The following is a 19,332-nucleotide window of genomic DNA, read 5'->3' as shown; positions in this document are numbered from 1 at the left end:
CCCGCCATGGGCTATCCAGCCGCCCGCCCCATAACCAATGAGACTCTCAAGTCGCTGCCCAAAGTCTCTCTCCACGACCATCTGGACGGAGGATTGCGCCCGGAAACGATCGTTGAACTGGCCGCCGAGGCAGGCGTGCCACTACCTTTTACCGACGGAGAGCGGCTCGCTGGCTGGATCGCCGAGCAATCAAACGCCGGTTCGCTCTCGGCCTACCTCAAACCATTCAGTTTCACGGGAGCAGTCACTCAAACACGCAATAATCTTGTTCGCGTTGCCAGAGAGTTCGTCCAGGATCTCGCCGACGACGGCGTGATCTACGGTGAAATCCGCTGGGCCCCTGAAAACCACCTCCGGCAGGGACTCTCGCTGGACCAGGCCGTCGAGGCTGTGCAAGAGGGGATCGAAGCCGGGGTCGCCGATGTCACGGCAACAGGTAAGACCATCGAGGTTGGGCAGATCCTGGCAGCCATGCGTCACGATTCGCTAGCGTTCAGTGTTGCCGAGTTGGCCGTGCGGCACAGGAACCAGGGTGTCGTCGGATTCGATATTGCCGGGCCTGAAGCCGGATTCCCGGCCTCGCAGCATGCGGCAGCATTCGACCACCTGGCGTCAAGCTTCCTGCCTGCGACGGTACACGCTGGCGAAGGAGACGGCCTCGAAAGCATCCGGTCGGCGCTGATCCATGGCCGGGCACTGCGTCTCGGCCACGGTGTCCGGCTTGCCGAAGATCTGACCCAATACCAAGATTCCACAGGCACTCACACCGCACTCGGTGACATGGCCCGCTGGGTGAGGGACCGCAAGATTGCGCTGGAGATCAGCCCGTCATCAAACCTCCAAACCGGAGCGATCGCTCAATGGGGGACCACGATGAGGGACCACCCTTTCGATCTGCTCTACAGGGCCGGGCTGAGAGTGACAGTGAACGCTGACAACAGACTGATGAGCAACACAAACCTCACGAAAGAACTTGGCCTCCTCATCGATGCTTTCGAATACACCTTGGCTGATCTCAAGACGTTTCAACTCGATGCGGCAGAGTCCGCTTTCCTGCCTCCTCACGACCGGTCAGAACTGAAATCAGCCATCCAAACCGGTTTCGCCACAGCCTCGCTCTGATGCCCACCACCCCGGCTCTCTGTCTCCGTGGGCCTGCAACCGTCGTCTTGGAGAGCCATCCTGATATTGCGCGTGTTGAGGACGAGATCCTATCCATCGAGCCAGTGCCCTTGCAAGATCTCGATGCCGGGCACGCAGCCGGACTGAAAGCGCGTTACTCATCTATGCCCAAGGATGCAGAGCTGTCGCGCGCCACTTCGGCCTGAGTAGGTCCTGGCTCCTGTCGCCTGAGTTGGCGCGAAATAGACGAGTGCTGGCGACCACATGCCCAATTTCGCCACGCTAGTCCAAGGTAGGGAGGCAGTTCAGTTCTGGCGGACTCCCTGCTAATTCTTGCCGCGCCGGCCATCGGAACCATCGCTTGCCGCTGTCGTCTTGTTGAGTTGACCCATGAGTTGGCGGTTCGCCTCTCGGGCGGCTCCTAGTTCTTCCTCTTGGTCTTGAAGCTTGGCTTGTAGCTCTTGGATTTCGTTTTGCAGTATGTAGTTCTGTTCCTCGAGGGCGGCGTGGTTGTGGGGTGCGCCCAGTCCGGTGCGGGAGTAGGCCTGCTCTCCAAGGAGTTCCGAGAGCCGCGCTTCCAGGTCGGCGATGTGCTGAGTCTGGCGGCGGACCGTGGTCCGCAGGTTCAGGTTGTCCGCTTCGAGGCTTTGGCGCGTAGTCGTAGTAGCAGTGGCTGCTGTCGATGGCTGGTCGGCGGCCGCGTACACGTCTGCGCGAAGGTCGAGATGGCGGTGGATGAAGGAGCGGTGCACTCTGGCTCGGACTGCGACCGAGGTGATGGTGATCTCGCTGCCTTCGGTTCGCATGATCTCCAGCGCTTGGGCTACGCGGGCTCTGCGGGCATTGACGTCGCGTCGTCGGGCTATGGTCAACGGGCTGGCGGCGGTTTCGGGCATCATGGCCGCCGTCCTTGGATGCCTATGGTGGGCATTCCTAGCGTGACCGTTTGCCGGGCACGGCGAATCACATCGATCGCTTCCTGGATCCGTTGCTGGTCCGCGGGGCTCAATTGGTTGAGGTCGTCCTCGACGCGGCGGATCAAACCGCGCAGTTGGTCAATTTCTTCATCGCTGGGCGCCGTCTTGGCTCGCACCCATTCCTGCACATCGGTCGCGGCAAGGATCCGTTCCCGATCGGCAAGAAGCTGCTGGAGATAGGACTTTAGTTCAGGAAGATAGGAGGCGTCGCTGCGGAAGTGCCCGCAGCCCATGCAGCTGTACTTATAGGGGCAGGCATGGCCGCCAGCTTTGACGTTTGAAGGCTCGGTGCACACGCCGAACGGCACAGCGATCTGGCCCACGCGCAGCCGTGCATGTTCTTCAGCGACGAGCCCGGCGATGTCGGCGAAAACACGGCGCCCCTGACTGTCGAACTGGTGCTGGGAAACTTGATTCACTGCTTGGCGGACACGCTTCTCGGTCACCCGGTAGTAGCCCATCGTGGTTTCCATCGAGACATGCCCCATCAAATCGCGCAGCACATCGGGAGGTGTTCCGTTGTCGGCGTGACGTTGGACGTAGCTGTGCCGGTAGGCATACAGCACCGCCACCGCAGCGGGAAAGGGCTGGCCGGCGTCGTCGACGAGCTGTGTCGCAATGGAATCGATGAATGCCCTGTGAGCTTTGCTCACGTGCGGGACACCGACGTGGAAGCTGCCATAAGGGTTCAGTTGGTTTCGTGGGAACAGCGCCAGCTGGTCCAGCGGTGTGTTCGGGAAGCGCTGACGGACGGTCTCGCGGTGCTCTCGGATGAGATCGGCTGTTTCGACGCTGATAGGGAGGCGACGGTTCGGTCGGTTGTTCTTGCTGTCGGTGTAGATCAGTACTTGATGGCCGTCCGCTGTAGTGTCCAGGCAGTCCCATGGGAGTTGGCATGCTTCCTCGGGGCGGCGGCCCGTGTCGATCAGCACTTCAACAATTCGACGCACGTCGAGGCCTGCGCGTGCCTCGAGTTCTGCCAGATTCGCATTGATGGTCCGCTGCACGGGGATGGGAAGATCACGCCCCGGCCCAAATTTCTCTGGTGGCTTGGAAACATCACTGTGGCGTAGCCGGAAGTCGTCCGGCAGCCCCGCCACGGGCCCGGTCGGGCGGGTGAGTCCGAAAGCGCGGACGTCATCGAGGAAGCGCCGGACCCGGGTGCTGATGACGTAGCGCTTTTTGCTACTGATCTCGCCGGTGCGTTCCAGGTATGCCAGACGGTTGGTGAACCGGACGATGTCGGTGCGGTCGAGTTCGCTGAGCACGAGGCCGTGGTCCGGGCGGCCGTGCTGCAGGCTCCAGGAGAGATACCGAATGGCCCGGACGGTCTCTTTGGAGGTGGCGGTGGCTTGTCGGCCGCGGTGGAGGGGAAGATCCTCCAGCACCCAGTGCTTGGCTGCCTCACGGAGCCACGGCTGGGACAGGACTTTGAAGTTGATCTGTCCCTTGCCGCCGAAGATCGCCAGGTCCCATCGGTCGCGCTGTTGCTCTCGTTCGGGAGAGGTCAGGCTCCGTTGCACGGCGAGAGTCAGGGCCCGGATTAAGGCGGCCATGTGCGCGGATTCGCCGCATACTGTGTGCTCGAGGAGATCGAAGATACTGGACACCTGCAGTTGGCGGGCATGGCGTACCAGGGCACGCAACTCAATCATGGAGGTCTTGGTGTGGTCATCGGTCCGCCATTGCAGCCCGGCGAGGATCTCCGTGATTACCTGATCGGGTAATCCCTTGAACGCCACAATTCGGCCGCTGTCGGCGGGCGGTTCCTGCGATCGTGCCCAATCCGCCAGGTCCGGTGGTGGATCTGTCCGCCGGGACCGGCTCCATCGCAGGGCATGCGGGTGGCAAAGCCGGTTCGATGCGCCGGCGACGCGGGAGCAGGAGGGCACTCGGCATGGTCCGAAAGACGACAACGGCGTTGGCCTGGCGGCCTGCAGCCAATCCTCGACGGTTGACGCGGGATGCTGGAGGAAGCGGAAGTCGTGCGCCGAGCACAGGCCTAAGCGCTTGAAGGCTGGGCGGGGGCATTCCGAGACGCGGCAGAACCTCTCGCCGCGTACCGGTCGTCCGCTCGTCGTGTTCAGGAACTTCTCAATGGGCAGGTGGCCGCTGCGGAATTCACGGCGACAGGCAGGGCATAGATCGTGGCCGGGAGTGGCGACGCTGGTGCTGCATTCCTTCCGTGCGCACTGTCGTATGCCGAGCAATGGATGGTTCTGCGGGGGTGCCAGAATCTGCTCGTCGGCCTTCCAGCCGACTGCGGCCAGGAAGTCGGGCCGCAAAGCGGCACGCAGCAAATCCAGTTCGCTGTTCGGGGCTACCGCCTCGACTCGGAACCGGCTGCCGCTGCTCAAGTAGCTCACTGTCCGGGTCCCGTCGTTCGGGGTCCGGGGACCCGCTCGACGACGGCACGGAGCCGTTCAGGTGATGGGTGCAGATACACCTCGCTGGATGAGATCCAGGCATGACCGAGGAGCTCTTTGAGCACGTCGGCGGTGCCGCCGTGCGCCGCTACGTTGGTGGCGAAGCTATGCCGCAGCATGTGTGGATGAACCGGGCGCGTTAGGTGGGCGCGAGACGACAGCCGGGCCAGGAGTTCATTGATGCCTCCCGGCCGCATCGGGGTCCCAACGGGATCAGCAAACAGGTTCACCAGCAGGAAGTCCGACCGCCCGGCAGGGTCGATGCGTTCCCGCTCATCGATGTACTGGTCGTAGGCCTGAACTGTCATCCAGTCAGCCGGCACGACACGCTGCCTGCGCGACTTCGCCCACGCGCCGTTCGGATTCATCCTTCGCACCACATGCAGGTGCGTGCCCCGAAAGCCGCAGCCCAGCTGGGAGGCATCAGGCACGAAGTGGACGTCTGAGCGGCGTAACCCGGCCAGCTCGCCCCGGCGCAAACCCATCCGCCACATCGCAATGACAACAAATCGATCGCGGGCGTTACGGGCCGCTCGGATCAGGCCAACGACGTCCTCCCCCGCAGCATTCACGATCGGAGAGCGCGGCTCTGACAAACGATGCCGGGCGCTTGCGCGGGGACGATTGGCACCCTGTTCTGCCTCGTTCACGGCATAGCTGTCGAAGGAGTCATAGACCACTCCCAGCACCTGCGGGTCCAGCTGACCCACCGCGGCCGCGTGCCGGAAGAAGCTACGCACCGCCGCCATGATCGCATTCACTCGCCGCGGCCCACGCACCACTTCGGTGCGACCGGCGGCTATTTGGTCCGGACGATAGTGCTGGAGCCAGTAGACAAAGCGACCAAGATAAGGGGCACTCTCCCGCCACGGCTTACGAATTGATGCAGCCCAGTCAAAGAACAGTGCAAGCGACGCGGCATAGGACTGGCTCGTGGACTCCGCACCATCCCGACCCAGCCGGTGGTGCAGCAGGAAATCATCGGCCTCCACCACTACACGATGGGCTGGATCGAGCACAGTCCAGTAACGCAGCTCCGAAGGCATCCTCACTAGAAAGGACCTGAACGTCGCCACGGCCAGATCACCCCCTGCACCTCATCCCAGAGATGATGCTCATGCGAAGGATGATAGAACTCGCGACGTGAAGGACGTGCCCGACACACCGACAGTTACTGTGCCGGACACATATGGCAGTACAGAAATGCGACGTCCGCGACAACCTTTTAGGACCCAACAGAACCGGTACTTCCCGGAACTTGTTGCGGCTATCGCGTCCGCGGTACCCCCGGGGTGTGTGATCGACGGCGAAGCCGTGATCTGGACCCAAGGGCGGCTGGACTTCTCCGCGCTCCAGCAGCGCCTGGGAGCCGGTCCCAAGACCCTCCCCGGACTGGTCCGGGAGACACCGGCCAGCTACGCCGCCTTCGATGTCCTGGCCGTGGCCGGCTATGACGCCCGGGACCTGCCGCTGAGCCAGCGCCGGGCGCTCCTTGAAGAACTCGCCAGCACATGGGAGCCGCCGCTGTCCGTCTCCCCCACCACCACGGACCCCGTCGTTGCGGCCCGGTGGTTTGAAGAGCTACCCCAGACGGGAATTGAGGGGCTCCTCATCAAAAGAAGCGACCAACCGTACGCCGCAGGGGTCCGGAACTGGTTGAAATTGAAGCACAGGGAAACCGTGGAGGTCGTCTGCGGTGCCGTCATCGGCCCGATTACCCAGCCCTCCGAGGTCGTGGCCGGTCTGGTCCTGGACGGGGCGCTGCGGATCGTCGGCCGGTCAGCGCCGCTGAAGTCAGCGGCCGGCCGCGAGCTGGCACGGTGGTTGGAACCGCCCCGCAGCGCACATCCGTGGCCCGACACGGTGAAGGGCACGACGCTGGACCGGTTCAACCGGGACAAGGACCCGGTAGCACTGACGCTTGTGGAACCGATGGTCGTAGAAGTCTCCGCCGACACAGCCTGGTCAGGCCGATCCTTCCGGCATGCCCTCCGTCTCGTCCGGGCGAGGCCCGAACTCTCCCCTGCGGACATCGGTCTGCCAGATGTGCTCCGGCCGGCCATTCACTAACGTCTCTGTGGTCTGTGTCAGGGGTTCCTGACACACTGACTGTCAGGATTACCTGACAGAAAGGTGCGGGCTATGGGATGGATCTCAACCGACAGCGAACACGAGGGCTGGGCAGCACGCGTAGCTCCGGACGGACGCCTATCCGCCTCATCAACTGCCGGAGGGATGCTCTTCAAAGGCATCACCGGACACTTCCCACCGGACAAGACGCTGCCCGACTACGAAGTAATCCCGGACAGGCAGATCATCGGCTGGCGCGGGCAGTGCGAATGCGGCTGGCAAGGCGAGATGTGGGAACGGGTCACTTCCGCGGAGGCCGGCGACCTCAGCCGCCGGCGGGACTACCTCCCTCCGGAAGAACCCGCTTACGCTTCCGGCGAAGTCGAAGACGCCATCCACGAGGAGTGGAAAGCACACATAGCCCCATCAGAAGCAGTTCTAGGTGTGGAAGCAGCAGCGCGCGAATATAACCAAGCGGGGCATCGGCTGGACAAGACCGTCGCGGCCGCCAAGGCCGCAGGAGCATCCTGGACGGACATCGGCCGCGCCGTGGGCATCAGCCGACAGTCCGCACACGAACGGTGGGCAGACATGCCTGGCAGTGAACCCGCGTAAGTGGGCGGGTGCAAAACTCAAGCCGATCGAAGCTAGTTGACACACTGTAAACTTTTGCAATGACAACCGCTGCAGACTCATCGGATCGCGTGCCCCGAATACGGCTCCCTCGCGAGCGGCGTGGGCAGCAACTGCTCGACGTAGCGGAGCGCTTGTTTGCGGATCATGGGTTCAACGACACTTCCATGGAGGAAGTCGCTCGTGCGGCGGGTGTCACCCGCACTGTGGTCTATGGCCACTACGCCACAAAAGATGCCATTTTCATTGCCTGCTTACGCCGTGCCCGAGCTGACCTGGAGCATCGCTTAAGCGAACTCATTCAAGCTAATGGTCAAATGTTCATGGGCGAAGCCTTCGAGCGGGTAATTGAAGTGTTCTTTCAGATTTTGGAGCAAGACCCCGGTCGTTGGGCGATGCTGTACAGCACGGGCCCCGGCTTGTCCGAGGACGTCGTCAATCACGTGACCACGCTTCGTTTCGATACTGTGAACGGCATCGCTGATGTAATCGGTCACTGTGTCACTGAAATGGAACCCGACAGAATCAACGCCTACGCGCATGCTGTCAGTGGCGTCACTGAGCAGTTGGGGAACTGGTGGCTTGCAAATCCAGCTGCGTCCCGCGGCCGTGTAGTGGCCCTGTGCCGCGACTTCATTATGGACGGCTTCAGCCCTTGGACGGATAGTAGGCGCGGGCACGAAAGTCCGTCAGAACCACATTCGGCAGCCAGTACCCACATTGCATTCTCGAACGCTGCTGGTGAGCCCGGCCCCGGGCGTGCAGTGGATAGAGTGGGGGAATTATGAATGACGAGATCCCCTCACTCTTTGATGTGGAAGCGCCTGCCACTTCAACGGCCCAAGATCCTCTTCCGGTTCGATCCGACCAAGTTGCACAAATCAGAGAAGAGTTTGAGCGAGCAGGCATCACGGGCCAGGATCAGCGCAAGGAAATCGTTGAATCTGTTACTTTTCGTTCGGTAGCGAGTCTCCGTGACCTTCGGGCTGTTGAGGCTCACCGCATTTTGAAGGTAATCAAGGGCATGCAGACATCCAAGCCGGACCGCAAGGGATCGGCATGGGATAACCGTGAAGAAGATACTTGGATCGACAAGCTGTAAGCCAGGCTGGCCCTCGCCTTTGCGTGCACGGGCTACTTCGCGCCAGCAGAGGCATTGCAATATTTTTCATGACTAGCGAGAGTCGATTCTTGGAGCACCATCAAGAAGGGCTATCTTGGTCAGGTGACTGTCTCAGAGAACGCGCGCCTGATTCCCACCGGCACGTGTTGGTGCGGTTGCGGGGAACAAGTTGGTATTGGAGCTTTCTTCGCACGGGGCCACGACAAGGTTGCGGAAGCTGCGCTCCTCGCGGCCAAGTACGGTGGCTCGGTGGCACAGATGCTGCATGGACACGGCTTTGGGGACATCCACTCCGTTACCGCTGAGGCAGTTGAAAAGGGACACTGGGAACGATGCACGCATTACGGATGCCGCTATGTCGGGGCACCCAACAGCGTTCGATCCCATCGAGAAAAGGCACGGCACTAGATGGAAACGCGTGCAGAAATAGTGAAAGCTGGGGTTTTGTGCTCAGCGGGTAACGTCTCCCTTTCCAGCATCTCAACACCAACGGAGCCGGCCGCGGACCCAATACTTAGTCCGCTGCGGCACCTTGACGCCAACGAGATCAGCGCGCGGGTACGCCGTGAAGTGCGGAACCGGGAAGTTCATCTCCCGCCCGTCAGCACCTACCGCTGGTGGGCACGTAGAACGGAATCCGTAAACGGCTCCATCATCGATGCAGTCAGCCGCGATCATTCTGGGCGCATGGTCGTGAGCGATCCATTTGCCGGAGGCGGAGTGATCCCCCTGGCTGCCGTGATGCGTGGACATAAGGTTTACGCCCAGGACCTGAACCCCTGGGCTGCCACTGGCCTGGCGGCAATGCTGGGCCTCCCCGACCCAGATGATCTCCGCGCTGGCATAGCCGCACTGACCCAACGCGTAGTCACTCCTGTGCAAGCTGCCTACGGCACTCTGCTGTCAGATGGATCATTGGGGCAGATATCGCATACGTTCCGGGTCGCCGTGGGCAACTGCAGTGCCTGCGGTGTCTCGCAAAAGCTTTTTCCACACGCCCTGGTGAGCCTCCTTAGTCGTGTGGAACGAAACAAACCCGAGGCGTTTCTCGCTTGCCCGAACGGTCATCTCTTTAAAGGTGTGCGTACTGGCCTCCAGAAGTGCCTGACGTGTTCAGCAGCCACAGACCCCTCTGCCGCCTACACGCCCCGGCGCATTGTCACCTGCCCATGCGGCCGTCAAGACCGCTTAGAGGCGCGCGCTTCAGGAGGATTCGACTGGGAAGTCGTCCTGGTCGAGCGCGCCGGCAACGGCCGCCGCGAGCTAGGTCTCCCCACAGCGGGAGAACTCGATGCTGCGCGGGCGGAGTACGCGCATCCCACTCGTAACCTCGGGACCATCCCGGTGGGCCAAGAAACGTCCGTGCTGCTTCGTCATGGCTTCACTCAATGGGAAGATCTCTACCCTCGGCGCCAGCGCGCCATGGTCGAGAAACTGCTGCAGCTCACTGAGGAGTGCTCCAAAGACCCAGCGGTAGTCGCGGCCCTGAGGCTTGCCGTTCTTGGTTCCACAGAGATGGCTGGCCATCTCTCACGGTGGGATCGTTATTACCTAAAGAGCTACGAATCCATGGCCGGGCATAGATTTAATTTCACGACCTTGGCTGCAGAACCGAATGTGTGGGGAACGACCGTTAGCGGCAGAGGAACAACGCTGCGTCGATTAATCCAGCTCGTTAAGGCCGCAGAGTGGCTTCAACAAAAAACCAGCCGTCGTCTGCATGTTCAGGGACCGTTGGCCGCCGCCTCCGCTTCCGTCCAACCGCTAATTGGCGAGGATGTGGACGGAAATCCATTAGACCGGCCAGATGCTCTCGTTGTTGTTGGAAGCTCTCAGCGTCAGCTCCTACCCAGTGGTTCAGTCGATCTTGTCTTGACGGATCCGCCGTATCATGACGACGTGCACTACGGGGAGCTCTCCCTGCCGTTGCAGGCATGGGCCGGCCTTTCCCAGCCTGACCTGACGGCAGACGCAGTGGTCAACCGCGTCACTGGCCAACTTGTCGCGGATGGAAGCTATGAGGCACTCTTGGCTTCCATTTTCCGCGAGTCAACGCGTCTTCTTCGTGACGACGGGCATCTCATTTTCAGTTATGCCAACCGTGACCCACGCGCCTGGGTGCAGCTCTTTGAGGCCCTACAAAGTGCCGGCCTTCGCGCAGCCGGATGCACGATCGTTCATAGCGAAAATGAAACCGACCATGCAAAGCGCGGAGTGCGCGCCTGTACGTTGGATCTGTTGCTCGACCTGGTACCCCTGTCATCCCTTCCCCTGTCTCAACATCAACCCACCCAAGAACCAGGAGCAGAGCAGGAATTCCTCGCTGTCGTCGCTTCCTACGCTTTGCGGATAGGCGAGCTTAGCGGCACGTGGCACGACGACTTCATGACCGAGGCCAGCGACACCGAATTCCTCCGTCCTCAGGCACGGGCGAAAAAGGTTCCCCAACAGTAACTCTCAAATGAGCACGCTTGGGTAGCCGCTACCGGACCCCGTTCTCAGACCGATTATCAAGGGGCAACCCGGGGGTAAAATCTGTGATCGCAATACTCAGTCGCACGTTTGTCCAGCGTCCTTGAGTCGAGATGTCTCTGGGGAGGTGTGCTACGAGATGAACTGCTGGGCACCACCCTATTAGATCCAGATTGTCGTCCTTGTCCCGGCTAACGGCCACCAGGGACCAGGCAGGATCACGCCCAGCGACAGTGGCTTCGTTCCTGGAAAGAAAGAACTCCACGCGTCCAGTGGATGCCTTGCCCGTTGTTTTGATTTCCATACGGTGGCGTTGACCTGTGGTGTCCGGACTCGTGACGTCGTAGCCAAGTTGGTCACTTCGGAGGCTGACTCGACGTACAGTTCCCGCAAGGTCTGGGCGATCCCGCTGTTGAAGATGTTCTCGGCATAACTGCACGACGAACTCTTCACCCAACGACCCTCTTTCAGCGAGAAGTGCTGCGTCTAAGGTCCGTCCCAGGGTAAGTAAGATGGCTTCTCGTCTGGCCGCATCGGCAAGGAGCTGAGCTAAGGCGTTTTGATCGGCCTCTGGCACATTTTCCCAACGCACCTCGTCATCCACTACCGCTGCGTAAAGCCACAAAGGCGGCTCTCTCAGCAGGAGTTCTTGCAATAAAAGCTCAGCGGCGACATCGTCGGGGAGCTGGCAGATTTCGTTGAGTTCGGGGGTAGGTATGTGATTCGAAGGCGTGGTTTTAACAAGGCCTGCACGTTCCAATAACCGGTGACCGGCCTGCAAATCCTGGGAACGATATAGTCCGCCTGTTGCCAACCGGTCATAGCTGACCAGGAGCGACTCGGCTGAATTGCCGGCAGTGTCCAGTACCCGACCAGCAAGCAGGGCGGCCTGGAGTTGAAAGGCTGTGGGCGTGGAGCGGATGGCCATCTGGTCCGCCCCCGGATTGCTTGTAATCATCCCTCCCCTCGGAGATGTGCGAAGAGGGCAGCCATATCCTCAACTGTGTCGATTGCCGGCCCGTAATCCTCATCGGATGGCAGCGCCATGGTGCTAAGGTCGGGGTCGTCGAGCATCTCGCCGAGGCGCTCTGCTTTCCCTCTAATCCGCTCGTCGATTACTTCATCCACAGTTCCACGAGTGAGCAGGAATGTGATCCGGGTTTCCTGATCGGGACTGAGCCCCAGCCTGTGAATCCGGTCAATACTCTGTAAATACTGTCCGGCATTGAACGAACGTTCCAAATAGATAGCATCGTGGCAGACCTGATGAAGGCTCACGCCTTCGCTCATGGCGGCAGGATTGGCCAGAAGCACGCTGCAATTGGGGTCTGTGCGAAAGCGGGCGAGCTCGCTTTCCCGAGTACGTTCCGCCGTCGGATCCGCGAATTCCGACGGAATGCCGCCGTAAATGAGCGCTGGCTGATGCACAGCCAGCATCCGTTCCAGTGCTTTCAGGTTGCGTACGAAGTTGCTCCATACGAGCGTCTTCCTCCCCTGTGCTGCATTGTCTGCGATCATCTGGGCGAGTTGTTTGAACTTCGCTGGCGTCTCGTATTGGTTGTACTGCTGGAGGAGGCTCCACAGTGCACTGTCGGGTGGAACGTCCAAGGGGGGATGACGGAAGCTTGGGTCGTCCTCCGCTCCGGATCCGGCGGCGAGAAGCTGGGGATTGGTTGCCGCCTCAAGCAGATAGATGACAATTTCGCCCATTTTGGCGAATGTCGCGCGCTCCGCCATATTTACCCGTAGGCTACCGGCGTATCGGTCTCGCAACGCCTCATATATCTGTCCCTGGAGTGGATCGAGCTCCACTTCGACCACGCTCATTATTGGCTTTTGCAGGCCCAGTTCGCTCTTACGTGTGCGGACGAACAACGGGGAGATGGCAGAAGCGATTAGTGCGCCGGAGTCGGGAGGAGGGGGGCTGGACAGGGCGTCCTGCGGCAATATTTTGCGGGCTTGTCCGGGCCATAGATAATCCATCAGAGCCACCAAATCCTGTGGGCTTTGAGGTGCCGGCGTTCCGGTTAGGATGTCACGACGTGCGGCGAGGAAAGCAATATTCAGGCATGCGCTGCCGAACGCTCCATCCCAGCCGCGTTTCATCCGATGGGCTTCGTCCAATAGGACGAGGGTGGGCCTTTCATTCACCCAGCGAGCCAACGCTTCATAGCGGTTGCCAAGGCGGTGATAGTTAACGATGACCACTTCCGCTCCACGCGGGGCGGTTTCGACGAATGGGGCCACGACCGGCAGCTCAGATTCTCCAAAGCACGCCGAAACTTCAGTCTGCCAGGCGTCGAAAGCCGACAGTGGAGCCACCACCAGCATCTGTTGCACCCTGCCAGCAGCCCGTTCAGCCTCATAAACGGCGTAGGCCACGGTGGTCTTGCCTGCACCCGGTACAGAAAAGTTGGCCCCATTGGCTAGTGAGAGTAGTTGGCCCAGGTCCCGGACCTGGAATGGGCGCAGTTCTCGGGTAAATCGGCCACCAGTTAGCCGCTCCTGAACTTCCTCAGCTCCCAAGGGCTCAGGATTGGCAAGTGAACCCTGCAGCAGCCTTCTTTGCGCATGAGTTTGCTCAATAAGTGCCCTCAGCTCGTCCTGCCAGCTGATTCTCACGTTGTGTCGTGTGCAGGCTGCGCGCAGCCAAGCCATGCGCGAAAGCAGGCGCTCCAGGGGCAGCGTTATCTGCTGGCCCGGCCGTAAGCCGTCAGAGCCCCACTCCCCCATAAGCTGAAGCCAAAATCCTTGGGCTACTTCACCGATTCGGCTCGCCCGTACGACTGGAGGCGAACCAACCAAATCGAGCCCGAGGGTGGGCTCAGGCACGAGTGTCCTCGAGATCTGCGTCGCCAGTTAGGTCATCGCCCTCAGGCTCGTTGCCGAAACCCGTAGATATGGAAAAGTTCGTGGCGGCTCTCTGGTATTCCGCGACTGCCCTCAAGAATTCGTTTTGGTCAAAACCTGCCCTCTTGTTCACCTCGGCGTAGGCAACGGTAGCGCTGTCCAAGGCTTTCGCTGCGTCCTTGAGGTGCACCATGGGTGCAGTAAGACGATCAAGCCTACGGGTGTCCCGCCTCTTATTCTCGATTGCTGTCGTCATGGCTCCATACAGACCTGAAACAACGACCTCGCGAGACAAATTCACCATCGTGCCGTCTTCGTTAGGGACACTTATGTGTTCCTCTGGCTTGGTCTGAGCAAGCAAAGTGTAAATTCCGGACAAGCTGAAGCCACTGTTCAAGGACTGATCCTCGGCCTCATCGCCGAGCAAGTCCAGTCCTTCGAGGGCATCCTCATCCTCTGAAGCAGTGATTTCCAAAAGGGCATCGAGATGGGGAGCCAATATCGCGTCTTCTTCAAGGGCCGGCCCTACATACTCGTCCAGAAGCACGGCATCGACATCACGAAGGTTCCGGTACCCAATGTCTGCAATCATCCCTGCGAGCTGCGCATCCCTGACACGTGCGGCTTGCTCCGGCTTGGTGTTTTTGACCTTCTGGTAATCCTGATCGATTTCGACCAATGCCTGCTTTTTGTCATCAAAGTAGAGGAGATTGAGTGCACCCCCACTCATGGCCAGGACCTCGCGAATCAGGCTAAGGAGCCGGAGCTCTCCTTCAACATGATCTACCGCTTTCTTTTGATCGGCGCGGCTGTTGGTGAGCGCGGGCTGAAGCGCCTGACCGATTTCAGCGGTGGTGTAGTCTCCACTGTTTACGAGGTCCTCGATGAACAACAGTTGGCTGGTAAAGCTGTAGTCCTGCTTAACCTGCTGCTCCATTTGGAGGCGGAGTTCCAGCTCTGTTATTTCCTTGGGCCCTGCGTCTTCGGGGAGAACAACGACCTTGACGTACTTCCCGCGCAGTTCGCGCAGTGCCACAACGCGAGTGTTGGCGTTGACCAACACTCCGCCGGTAGTCAGGACACCTGCGTCGAGCTGACCGTCGTTAGCAATTGCGCTCTTGATCCGCTCATAGCCGGCCGTTTCCCGCAACAGCCGAGCGATAATCTCCTGCGCCTGCACTCCGTACGGATCCGACTCGACCAGGTCCTGCTCTGCAGCTGGGAGTGACTGCAGCTGAGCCTTAATCCGGTGACTGTCGCGGCTGAGGAGGACCAGATCAACATTGACGCTGGCAACAGGCAAAATCAGTTTTCCTGTCTTCCACCGGATGGCTTCGGATGTACCGTTTCCGGCCTTAGATGCCGCATCTGCTGCTTTTACAGCGGCCTCAATCGCCTGCTTGCGGGCTTCGATTGTCATGGTTGTTGTCATTACTGCTCCTCGAGAGAATAAGTGGGCTCAATGGTGTCACTGGCCACTGACATTTCTGCCGCCAACACAGCCAGCTCTTGGAGTGTGTGTTCCGTGTAGATGCGCCCGCCGAAGGCGCGAACCAGTTTGTCGCTTTCGCTTCGGTCCGCCCAGCCGGTCCCCACGAGGACCAGCGCCGCGGGGAGGGCCAAAGATTCCGGGAGACTCAGAAGCGTTGCCGCCGTCTTTCGGGCCGTTCCGCCGTCGCGTGCGACAGCAATCAAAACAGCATAGGCGGGCCTGCCGTCGGGGCCTTTGGTGACGACAGAAAGTTGCCCTGGTGTTTTTTTCCCGGATCTTACGGCTTGATCAGCAAGAAATGCTCGCGGAACTGCTCTAGGACCTTCCACAGACCAGTAGGAGACCCCAGCTTCGCTAAGCGCAGTGAGGACGTTGACTACTATTAGCCGGCTTATTTCTGTATTTGTTCTGTTGCGGTGAGCACTCCAAGCGCTTCCCACATCCCGCTGTGCAAGGAGTGTCCCGTAGCTGACCCCCTCGCGGTAGAGCGCGTCAACATCCAACCAGCTGTTGGTCCCTTCCAGCAGGAGTTCCAGAGGTCGGGCGCCGACTGCTCCAGTCAGCTGAGGCTCTACTTGCCCCCTGACAATCTCATCGACGATGGCAAAGGCGCACCGGATTTGGCTGGATTGCCAATGCCCGGTTGATTCGCCGGGAAGACTTGTTCCCCTGATGCTGGCCCGGTCCCTGAGATCCCGCCAGCTAAGTCCCGCGACGAGGGCTAAGGCTTCAACCACGAGTGGGTTGCTTGATTGTGCTGCCCCCACAGCCTGAGGGGTTATTCCGGATAAGGAGCCGGTGGGAGTCCTCCGCGCGACCTCGGCTAGAGCTTCCTGATAGCGGTGAGGCGCCACGATTGTTTCAGTTAAAACCAAATCAGCGCTTGTATCTAAAGTACTGTGCAGGACTTGCCTAGCCACGGCGCGAAGAGCGGGCTCGGCACCTGGAACAGCGGCGTCTGCAGCATGTACCAAGGCGGTCAGCAAGCGGTGTGTGATTCCCCCCGTCAGGGGACGCTGTTCGGCAATCCAATTTAAGGCGTCTTGGAGGTTAGAAAGCGGCGTCGCCGCTACCAACAAAGCATGTTGTTCTTGGGAGAGTGGAGTCGGTGACATGTGTTTTTATTTGCCGCTGGCACGACGACCTAGGTCTCGTATCCACAGGGGGTTCATCGAACCTCAGCAAACCCCCATCTCCTTTATCGGCCCTAGGCCATCCTGTTACGTTCTAGCCGATACTAGCGCGACAGCGCATGGCGGACGCACTTTGAGGTGTTGCTGCGCTCAAGTGCCAAGCCAACACACTTTTCCGCTCTTCCTGCTTTGCATGCTGTGCGCAACCGCACTTGGGATCTTGTTCGAAACCCAACGGAAGACCAAGGTGTCTGAGGAGCTTGTTAGGGTGAGCCCAAGAGGCCCACCCCCCTCACATAACCGCGATGAACAGGAGCAACTGAATGCCACCTGCTGAATCTAATTTGCTCTCGCTGGAACTGATACCGCGAACTGTTTTTGGAGAAAATCTCCGCAACCGGCTGACGTGGTCACAGTGGGAGACGTGCAAGAAGTTCGCTAAGGAGGCTTCGGCTGGCGTATGTAGTGCGTGTGGCGGAGCCGGCGCTAAGGGCCGTGTAGATTGCCACGAGCGTTGGGAGTGGATCGAGGACGGCGAACTCCATGTTCAACGACTCGTAGGGCTCGTTGCCCTGTGCCCGCGGTGTCATACCGCGAAACACTACGGCCGTGCACAGATGATGGGTTACGCCAACGATGCCAATGACCAGCTGATGAAAGTCAACGGTTGGTCAGCGGAAGAGCTGAAGGACCACCTCATGGCCGCGAGAGATCAGTGGCTGGAGCGAAGCATCCATGAGTGGACGCTGGACTTCGGTTGGCTGTCGGCGACTCTCGGAATCGCACCCGGGACGCCACGGGAAACGGAGTTCTCCGCGCTGCGGTCCGCTACACCACCTGCCGAGGTTCCTGCCGCGGCGCTTTCAACCGCCGAACACCTCAAACAAGTAGAAGAGGAATTAGTTCATCTCCGGGAACAGCTCAAGCAGGCCCGCTACCGAGTGAAGTACGCGGAGACCTGGAAGACCAAGATCACGGTCCCAGAGGCAGGGGAACAGAGCTTGGCACAAGCCGTTGCCGAAGCTAAAGAGACGACGAAACTTGTGCGGAACCACAAAGCCCTCACGGATCAACTAACCGAGCAGCTGAAGCGCGAAAGGAACGCGGCGAGGGCGGCGAAGCGACTGGCAAAAGAGGCGGTACCAGGACGGGCCCACGATGAGATCGAATAAGCAGCGCCGGCCTCGTCTCAAATAGGCTCACGCCATGACTTCCATACTGACGGTGAATGCAAGAGCGGATCTCGGACTCCTTTCCGCCCGGTCTGCCTATCAAATGCGAACAGACCAGTTCGGTCGCTTTATCCGCGCCCACCATGCCCTCTTGGAGGAAGAACTCGCCTCAGCTGGTGTCGTTTACGGGGAACTGGCCCCTGCACTGGTTCCATCCACCAAGCGACATGAGATGGCCCTCCTGTTCAACGTGGACCTCGTAGACGACCCCGGCTACGGCGAAGCCATTACACGAATGTTCCTCCCCCTCCTGGGTAAGGAAGCTACCCTCAGCGTGATGGTCGGAGATATCTTCCTGGCGCCTGCAGCAACGCGCGAACTGGCTCTCTACAGTGGATTCGTTGCTAGCCCGTCTCTTGACTGGGGTCAGCAGTACATCTACTGCGTATATCTGAATAATCTGGCCGAAGTCCAGCGTGAAACCCTTCACCAAGAGCTCTGCGCCTATCCCTCTTACTTAGGCTATGTCCCCTCGACGTATGGGTCGGACTTTCGGGACCTGGCCGGATCCTTGCTGGGGACATCCTTCATCAAGAACAAGCGACGGATCATCGTGGATCACGGTGGCGACGAACCTATGGTCAGCAACTCGAACGAAACGGGCCTCCCGTTCGAAGAACACGGATTCAAAATCGTGAGCGTCAACAACATACTTTTCGGGCCCCTCCTCAGCTACAAGATTCAGACCGAGCTAATTCCTCACTACAGAGAAGACGTACTCGTCTCTCTCAACGCGATCTCAGACGCGCCGCTCCCCCTTGAAGGGTTCGAAATCCTCATACCTGAAGCTAAATTCGGCTACCTCACCACGGCAAAGGGGAAAATATTAAAGATCGCCGGCATCCATGATCACTCGCGCGAAGAACTGGCCTCAGTTCTCCGCAACCACCTTGAGCATGACTACATCTACCGGCTCCAACACAATCAGGACGAGACAGTGCAGTTCACTCTTATCCTGGAACTGCCCCGCGACGATGCGCATCCCGTCAAAGTTGCCGTCGGACTCAAATACTTTCCTGAGAAACAGGCCTTGAGCTTGGTTACGTTGACGTAGCGGCTGGGCTGTTGTCCCCGTTCGAGGGACCTTGGCCCACCTCATCCTCCTGTTTTTGACCGCCGAGGTGCCACCCAATGATGTCCATTGCCCGCAGCGGAGTGATAGCCGGGCCCGAAGCCAACGCTGCTATCTCGAGCCACTGGTCCATCTGGTTAACCAGATCATGACGGATTGCGGGCAGAAGCAACATCGAGAAGTCCTTCCAGCTACGGCCTTTCGCGCGTGGAATTTTTCCGTTCCGCATGTAGCAGACGCGAATGTTCTCGTCGTACAACGGAATCAGTTCCGGCCTCTTACGATGGAGAACCTTCGAGAGTTTAGTCAAGCTCACTTGGTTCGGCTTGTAGTCGTCAAGGATTCCGAAGAGGCGGGCCAAGGCCGCCAACGTCGGCTGCTTAGCATCGGCCAATGTGCCGCTCAGCGCCGGATCTGCAAGCCGCGCGTTCAGGACCGGAAGCAGCGCTTCCATGCTGTAGTAGGTGGCCACTGGCCTCTGGTGGGCATGCAACAAAGACACTGCCAGCAGATCTGCACGCCCGACGTCAGATCCCGGATGGCCAGGATAAGAATCATAGGCAGGGTAGGCCCACAGCCCTCCCTCGTTAGCCAAATAGCGTGCGGCAAAGGCCAAAGCCCGCTTGAACTCGATCCGTTCCCCACCTACCTGCAAATACTGCGTCATGAAGGTCATCCTAGGCGAGTGGAGAAGGCGACAGTCAGGACCCCCTATGCCGGACCAAAGGCA

General features: G+C 59.8%; 16 protein-coding genes. 8 read left to right on the top strand and 8 right to left on the bottom strand.

Annotation, left to right across the window (positions count from 1 at the left end; translation table 11 throughout):
• The first annotated feature begins 6 nt into the window (after positions 1 to 6).
• Complete coding sequence (locus tag MUN23_RS22710) at positions 7 to 1,122, top strand: adenosine deaminase (RefSeq protein WP_248761321.1); 1,116 nt, start codon at positions 7 to 9, stop codon at positions 1,120 to 1,122.
• A 326-nt stretch (positions 1,123 to 1,448) separates the two neighbouring features.
• Here the strand turns inward: MUN23_RS22710 and MUN23_RS22705 are convergent, their stop codons facing one another.
• From MUN23_RS22705 to MUN23_RS22695, 3 genes are read right to left on the bottom strand one after another with little or no spacing between them, the layout of a single operon-like run.
• Positions 1,449 to 2,021, bottom strand: a complete 573-nt coding sequence (locus tag MUN23_RS22705; RefSeq protein WP_248761320.1) for a DUF6262 family protein — start codon at positions 2,019 to 2,021, stop codon at positions 1,449 to 1,451.
• Positions 2,018 to 4,456, bottom strand: coding sequence for a site-specific integrase (locus tag MUN23_RS22700; RefSeq protein ID WP_248761319.1), 2,439 nt, complete (start codon positions 4,454 to 4,456; stop codon positions 2,018 to 2,020). The genes MUN23_RS22705 and MUN23_RS22700 overlap by 4 nt, the downstream gene beginning before the upstream one ends.
• 5 nt (positions 4,457 to 4,461) lie before the next feature.
• Entirely contained in the window at positions 4,462 to 5,571 is a 1,110-nt protein-coding gene (locus MUN23_RS22695) for a site-specific integrase (RefSeq protein WP_248761317.1), read from the bottom strand.
• A gap of 157 nt (positions 5,572 to 5,728) precedes the next feature.
• Between MUN23_RS22695 and MUN23_RS22690 the strand changes: the two genes are divergently transcribed.
• The 5 genes from MUN23_RS22690 to MUN23_RS22670 all read left to right on the top strand — a co-directional run bounded on the left by MUN23_RS22690 (position 5,729) and on the right by MUN23_RS22670 (position 10,805).
• Positions 5,729 to 6,595, top strand: coding sequence for an ATP-dependent DNA ligase (locus tag MUN23_RS22690; protein WP_248761316.1), 867 nt, complete (start codon positions 5,729 to 5,731; stop codon positions 6,593 to 6,595).
• Between the two features lie 72 nt (positions 6,596 to 6,667).
• Entirely contained in the window at positions 6,668 to 7,210 is a 543-nt protein-coding gene (locus tag MUN23_RS22685; protein ID WP_248761315.1) for a hypothetical protein, read from the top strand.
• Positions 7,211 to 7,269: 59 nt separating this feature from the next.
• Positions 7,270 to 8,016 (top strand): TetR/AcrR family transcriptional regulator, encoded by a 747-nt coding sequence (locus tag MUN23_RS22680; RefSeq protein WP_248761314.1) that lies wholly within the window; start codon positions 7,270 to 7,272, stop codon positions 8,014 to 8,016.
• A complete protein-coding gene (locus MUN23_RS22675; protein WP_248761313.1) occupies positions 8,013 to 8,330 on the top strand; it encodes a hypothetical protein in 318 nt (105 codons plus the stop codon). The genes MUN23_RS22680 and MUN23_RS22675 overlap by 4 nt, the downstream gene beginning before the upstream one ends.
• 429 nt (positions 8,331 to 8,759) lie before the next feature.
• On the top strand, positions 8,760 to 10,805 hold the full coding sequence (locus MUN23_RS22670) for a hypothetical protein (protein WP_248761312.1): 2,046 nt from the start codon (positions 8,760 to 8,762) through the stop codon (positions 10,803 to 10,805).
• A gap of 28 nt (positions 10,806 to 10,833) precedes the next feature.
• Here the strand turns inward: MUN23_RS22670 and MUN23_RS22665 are convergent, their stop codons facing one another.
• The 4 genes from MUN23_RS22665 to MUN23_RS22650 form a co-directional block, all read right to left on the bottom strand.
• Complete coding sequence (locus MUN23_RS22665) at positions 10,834 to 11,781, bottom strand: protein NO VEIN domain-containing protein (protein ID WP_248761311.1); 948 nt, start codon at positions 11,779 to 11,781, stop codon at positions 10,834 to 10,836.
• Positions 11,778 to 13,445 carry a DEAD/DEAH box helicase gene (locus MUN23_RS22660; protein ID WP_248761310.1) on the bottom strand — a complete coding sequence of 556 codons (1,668 nt, stop codon included), beginning with the start codon at positions 13,443 to 13,445 and terminating at the stop codon, positions 11,778 to 11,780. Before MUN23_RS22660 ends, MUN23_RS22665 begins: the two co-directional genes overlap by 4 nt.
• Positions 13,446 to 13,647: 202 nt before the next feature.
• Positions 13,648 to 15,105 (bottom strand): hypothetical protein, encoded by a 1,458-nt coding sequence (locus MUN23_RS22655; protein ID WP_248761308.1) that lies wholly within the window; start codon positions 15,103 to 15,105, stop codon positions 13,648 to 13,650.
• Complete coding sequence (locus tag MUN23_RS22650; RefSeq protein ID WP_248761306.1) at positions 15,105 to 15,902, bottom strand: hypothetical protein; 798 nt, start codon at positions 15,900 to 15,902, stop codon at positions 15,105 to 15,107. The genes MUN23_RS22655 and MUN23_RS22650 overlap by 1 nt, the downstream gene beginning before the upstream one ends.
• 1,013 nt (positions 15,903 to 16,915) lie before the next feature.
• On the opposite strand from MUN23_RS22650, the gene MUN23_RS22645 reads away from it, so the two are divergent.
• Together MUN23_RS22645 and MUN23_RS22640 are read left to right on the top strand one after the other, a co-directional pair.
• A complete protein-coding gene (locus MUN23_RS22645; RefSeq protein ID WP_248761305.1) occupies positions 16,916 to 17,470 on the top strand; it encodes a hypothetical protein in 555 nt (184 codons plus the stop codon).
• Positions 17,471 to 17,504: 34 nt separating this feature from the next.
• Entirely contained in the window at positions 17,505 to 18,584 is a 1,080-nt protein-coding gene (locus MUN23_RS22640) for a hypothetical protein (protein ID WP_248761304.1), read from the top strand.
• Here the strand turns inward: MUN23_RS22640 and MUN23_RS22635 are convergent.
• Entirely contained in the window at positions 18,571 to 19,269 is a 699-nt protein-coding gene (locus MUN23_RS22635; protein ID WP_248761303.1) for a DUF6308 family protein, read from the bottom strand. The genes MUN23_RS22640 and MUN23_RS22635 overlap by 14 nt on opposite strands.
• Between the last annotated feature and the right edge of the window lie 63 nt (positions 19,270 to 19,332).

Source organism: Pseudarthrobacter sp. SSS035 (assembly GCF_023273875.1).
GTDB lineage: Bacteria > Actinomycetota > Actinomycetes > Actinomycetales > Micrococcaceae > Arthrobacter.
Note: the sequence above shows the minus strand (reverse complement) of the source record. Positions and strands in the feature narration are given on the sequence as shown.